Here is a 4,682-nt window from a genome sequence, read left to right as displayed (position 1 = left end):
TGGCGATGGTCAAAGCGCTTAACCGGATCACGCTATTAGGAATGCCGAACAGTATTCGCATCACGTAACAATCGACCCGATGGGGCACAGTCGTTACAAGTTCTGATTTATTCAACAAAGCCCCATTACGGATAAACGTTGCGATTCGCCAAAATAAACTATTATTTGTTAGGAAGTATGTATGAAACGCTGTTTTTTCTACAAGGCAGATCATATCGTACTTGTAACTTTCGTATCACGTTGTAGACTTTAACGCGCTGGAGTTGCTTTTTGCATAATGCCAGTTGGCTGGCAGTAATTATAAATTAAGAGCAGTGGCTTCAGTCAAGGATTTAACCAAAGGCCTATTGGCATTAATGCTGATTGCCGGTTTGGATGATAATGAGGCGTAAAATGAAAAAAACAGCTATCGCAATTGCAGTGGCACTGGCTGGCTTTGCTACAGTAGCACAAGCAGCCCCCAAAGAAGAAACCTGGTACGTTGGCGGTAAACTAGGGGCTTCCCAGTTCCACGACACCGGTTTCGACGGTATCAACAATAACCCGATCAAAAGCAAACTGGGCGCAGGCGCATTCGTCGGCTATCAGGCAAACCAATATCTGGACTTTGAATTAGGTTATGACTGGCTGGGCCGTTTGAAATATGCAGGCTCTCAGAACAGTGCAACTGACAGTGCCGCTTTCAAAGCTCAGGGCGTTCAGTTGGCCGCGAAATTAAGCTACCCGGTAATGCAAGATCTGGACGTTTATACTCGTCTGGGCGGCATGGTATGGCGCGTTGATGCAAACGGCAAAAATGGCAATACTCAGTTGAGCGACAGCGACACTGGCGTATCTCCACTGGCTGCTGTTGGTATCGAATACGCTTTCGATCGTGACTGGGCTGCACGCATTGACTACCAGTGGACCAACAACATTGGCGATGCTGGCACCGTTGGTGCACGTCCGGATAACCTGCTGATGAGCGTTGGCGTTTCCTACCGTTTCGGTCAGGGTGATGCTCCGGCACCTGTTGCAGCACCAGCACCTGTTGTAGAAACCAAGCGTTTCACACTGCGTTCTGACGTTCTGTTCAACTTCGGTAAAGACACCCTGAAACCAGAAGGTCGTCAGTCTCTGGACCAACTGTACAGCCAACTGAGCAATCTGGATCCTAAAGACGGTTCTGTTGTTGTTCTGGGCTTCACTGACCGCATCGGTTCTGTAGAAGCTAACCAGGCGCTGTCAGAACGTCGTGCTCAGAACGTCGTATCTTACCTGGTATCCAAGGGTATCCCGGCTAACAAGATTTCTGCGCGTGGCATGGGTAAATCCAACCCGGTTACCGGCTCTACCTGCGATAACACGAAACCGCGTGCAGCGCTGATCGACTGCCTGGCACCGGATCGTCGCGTTGAGATCGAAGTTAAAGGCATCAAAGACGTCGTTTCTCAGCCTCAGGCTTAAGTTACTCGTTTCTGAATAACCTTATACTGATAAAAAACCTCGCAATTGCGAGGTTTTTTTTTACTTCCTTTTTGAACAGTTTTTTTGATCAGCTGTTTTTTATGTCGCTGTCGTCTTGAGACAAGATCGCTTTCAGATCCTGTTTTAGCAATGACATTTGATTCGCATAACGCTCTTTTGACTCAGCATCTTCAATCAATTGTACTACGGTTTCTGACAGCGTCGCATTACGACGGGTTGCCAATGACGCCAGCCGTTGCCAAACCAGATATTCAAGATCGATAGATTTTTTGCGCGTGAGCTGGCTTTCGGCATTGAAATGGCGCTTGCGGCGTGCGCGTATCGTTTGCTTGAGACGATTTTCCAACGCAGGGTTCATGCACTGTTTAATCCAGGCAAGCACCAGCACCGGTTGGTTCGCCATTTTTAGCAACGCGTCTACCGCATCATCAGCCGCACTTTGCTCAATGAAGCGCGTGATGGCTTCACCTTCCCGGTGTTTTTTCACCAGGTATTTCCATTTCCAACCGCACTCAAGATTCTCTAACTGTTGATATTTCATGATAAATTCTTCAGTGACCGTGTAACGCTTACCTTAGCATAACAGTTTTTAGTCAACTTTCCTCTCAGGGCTCGCGTTTTTGCCATCAACGTCAAGAGGTGGCGTCATCACACATCAATTATCTATTTCCATAACGTTCCAACACTTCGTCTGTGCAGCAGGTATTATTCTTGTATAATCAAGCTCTTCATTCAGACAACTACCTTTGATACTTTGACCAGTAACCAACTTGCATGGCAGCATCTGCTGCCCGACCATACGCCTTACCAGTCTCTGTTCGATCGGGCAGACAAGCTTGAATCGCTGGATTTTGCTGCGCTTCAGCCCCGACTGGCGGATAGCCTGAAGGTATTTTGCCATCCGCGCTCACCGTCGCCCTATATGTTGGTGAAGGCAGAAGAGACCCATGATTACCTCGCACTTATTACAGGGGCGGTAAGGCATCTGTGCCCACCGATTTCAGCGCCTCGCGGTAGCCATTATTGTATTGAGCACGATCGGGTTGAGATTCAACCGGCGCAGCAACTTGACGATAATTTCGCGGCCCAGCAGGCATGTGAATTCCAGGCATGGATCGAAGCAGAACAGCTATTCGGCTGTGTCCGTTATTTTCAGGAACGCATCAGCCTGCAACCCGGCTTATTACACCGTATCAATGGCGGCACGTTGATCCTGACCGCACGCACCTTGTTAGCACAGCCATTACTGTGGTTACGCCTGAAACAAATTATCGCAGAAGGCCAATATCATTGGCTTTCACCTGATGAAAGGCGTCCTTTACCTCTCGCCATTCCGCCGATGCCCATGAACATTCGGCTGATCGTGGTCGGCGATCGCGAAAGCCTTGGCGATCTACACGATATTGAACCCGACCTGCGTGACCTGGCCGTTTACGGTGAATTTGAATCCGAATTGCCGCTGATTGACGAAGATGATATGTCGCGTTGGTGTGCATACATCAATGCATTATGTACCGCCAATCATCTCCCCTTGCTCGCGGCAGATGCCTGGCCTTCATTGCTGCAATTAGCTGTACGTTACAGTGGCGATCAGGGCAGCCTGCCGCTTTGTCCGCAATGGCTTACGCATCAGCTCAAGCACATTGCCATTTACGCTCAGGAAGCGCATATCACCGCTCAAACCATCACAGAGGCGATCGCCGCCCAACGCTGGCGAGAAGGCTATCTGGCAGAGCGTATGCATGACGAAATTGAGCTGGGACAGATAGTGATAGAAACTGAGGGCGAAGTCGTTGGGCAAATTAACGGACTCTCGGTACTCGAATATCCTGGTCATCCGGTGGCATTTGGTGAGTCCACTCGCATTAGCTGTGTGGTTCACCCTGGCGATGGCGAATTTACCGATGTCGATCGCAAAGCAGAACTGGCAGGTAATTTACACGCCAAGGGCATGATGATCATGCAGGCATTTCTGATTTCCGAACTGGAGCTGGAACAACAGTTGCCCTTCTCTGCATCGCTGGTGTTTGAGCAGTCCTACGGTGAAGTTGATGGTGACAGTGCGTCGCTGGCAGAACTGTGCGCATTAATCAGTGCCTTATCGCTGCAACCGATTAATCAGCAACTCGCGATCACCGGCTCGGTCGATCAGTTTGGCCGCGTGCAGCCCATTGGCGGCGTCAATGAGAAGATTGAAGGCTTCTTTGAAATTTGTCAGCGACGAGAACTCACTGGCAATCAGGGTGTCATTATTCCAGCGGCCAATCTTCGTCACTTGAGTCTGAATGCTGATGTGGTTGAGGCCGTTCGAGCCGGACAATTCCATATCATTCCAGTGGAAACGGTGCCGGAAGCCATCACGTTATTAACCAATATGCTCTATGACGATGAACAACAGCCGAATCTGTTGGGCTTGATCAAAGAACGTATTGCGCAATTCTCACCGCCGGAGCGACGCCGCTTCCCGTGGTTTTTTCGGTGAGAAACTGGTTTAACCAGGTGTTTCTGGGTTGCTCAGCTTACAGGTGTAAGCTAACCTGCGTGCTTCACTAGAATAAGGCTTACTGAGAATATGGTAGATAAACGCGAATCTTATACGAAAGAAGACCTTCTTGCCTCTAGCCGCGGTGAACTGTTCGGCCCTCAAGGCCCACAGTTGCCTGCCCCGAACATGTTGATGATGGACCGTGTCGTCAAAATGACGGAAGACGGCGGTAATCATGGCAAAGGCTACGTCGAAGCCGAATTGGATATTACGCCTGACCTGTGGTTCTTTGGTTGCCACTTTATCGGCGATCCAGTGATGCCAGGCTGCCTGGGATTGGATGCCATGTGGCAGTTGGTTGGATTCTATCTGGGCTGGTTGGGCGGTGAAGGTAAAGGCCGTGCGCTGGGTGTAGGTGAAGTGAAATTCACCGGTCAGGTATTGCCAACGGCTAAAAAAGTCACCTACCGTATTCACTTCAAGCGCGTTATCAATCGCCGTTTGGTGATGGGAATTGCCGATGGGGAAGTGTTGGTTGATGGAAAGCAGATCTATACCGCTGACGAATTAAAAGTGGGCCTGTTCAAAGATACCACCTCGTTCTAATCTGTATTAGTCGCGACTTGATCTGACACTGGACCTTGCAAGGTTGAGAGTTACCGGTTTTGATATGGGTGTCCAATCCTTATACAAAACACGAGGTAACTCTCATGATTCATACTAACAATCC

At 49.4% G+C, this 4,682-nt stretch carries 4 protein-coding genes; 3 read left to right on the top strand and 1 reads right to left on the bottom strand.

The genetic code is table 11. The features are described from left to right. Positions 1-393 precede the first annotated feature (393 nt). A complete protein-coding gene (gene ompA / locus ACTBDZ_RS15235; RefSeq protein WP_438815939.1) occupies positions 394-1,446 on the top strand; it encodes a porin OmpA in 1,053 nt (350 codons plus the stop codon). Between the two features lie 88 nt (positions 1,447-1,534). Here the strand turns inward: ompA and matP are convergent, their stop codons facing one another. After that, complete coding sequence (matP, locus tag ACTBDZ_RS15230; protein WP_438815938.1) at positions 1,535-2,008, bottom strand: macrodomain Ter protein MatP; 474 nt, start codon at positions 2,006-2,008, stop codon at positions 1,535-1,537. A 213-nt stretch (positions 2,009-2,221) separates the two neighbouring features. On the opposite strand from matP, the gene ACTBDZ_RS15225 reads away from it, so the two are divergent. Together ACTBDZ_RS15225 and fabA are read left to right on the top strand one after the other, a co-directional pair. After that, entirely contained in the window at positions 2,222-3,949 is a 1,728-nt protein-coding gene (locus ACTBDZ_RS15225; RefSeq protein ID WP_438815937.1) for an AAA family ATPase, read from the top strand. A 90-nt stretch (positions 3,950-4,039) separates the two neighbouring features. Further along, the gene (fabA, locus tag ACTBDZ_RS15220; protein WP_438815936.1) at positions 4,040-4,558 is read left to right on the top strand and encodes a bifunctional 3-hydroxydecanoyl-ACP dehydratase/trans-2-decenoyl-ACP isomerase; all 519 of its coding nucleotides are present in this window, start codon (positions 4,040-4,042) and stop codon (positions 4,556-4,558) included. Positions 4,559-4,682: the final 124 nt, after the last annotated feature.

Source organism: Symbiopectobacterium sp., assembly GCF_051710365.1.
In the GTDB taxonomy this organism is placed as follows: domain Bacteria; phylum Pseudomonadota; class Gammaproteobacteria; order Enterobacterales; family Enterobacteriaceae; genus Symbiopectobacterium.
The sequence above is the reverse complement of the archived record's forward strand: the minus strand, read 5'-3'. Positions and strand labels throughout refer to the sequence as shown.

Bases quoted from the DNA above. Each gene is read 5' to 3' on its own strand.
- matP (WP_438815938.1), bottom strand. From the start codon at position 2,008: ATGAAATATCAACAGTTAGAGAATCTTGAGTGCGGTTGGAAATGGAAA.
- ompA (WP_438815939.1), top strand. From the start codon at position 394: ATGAAAAAAACAGCTATCGCAATTGCAGTGGCACTGGCTGGCTTTGCT.
- fabA (WP_438815936.1), top strand. From the start codon at position 4,040: ATGGTAGATAAACGCGAATCTTATACGAAAGAAGACCTTCTTGCCTCT.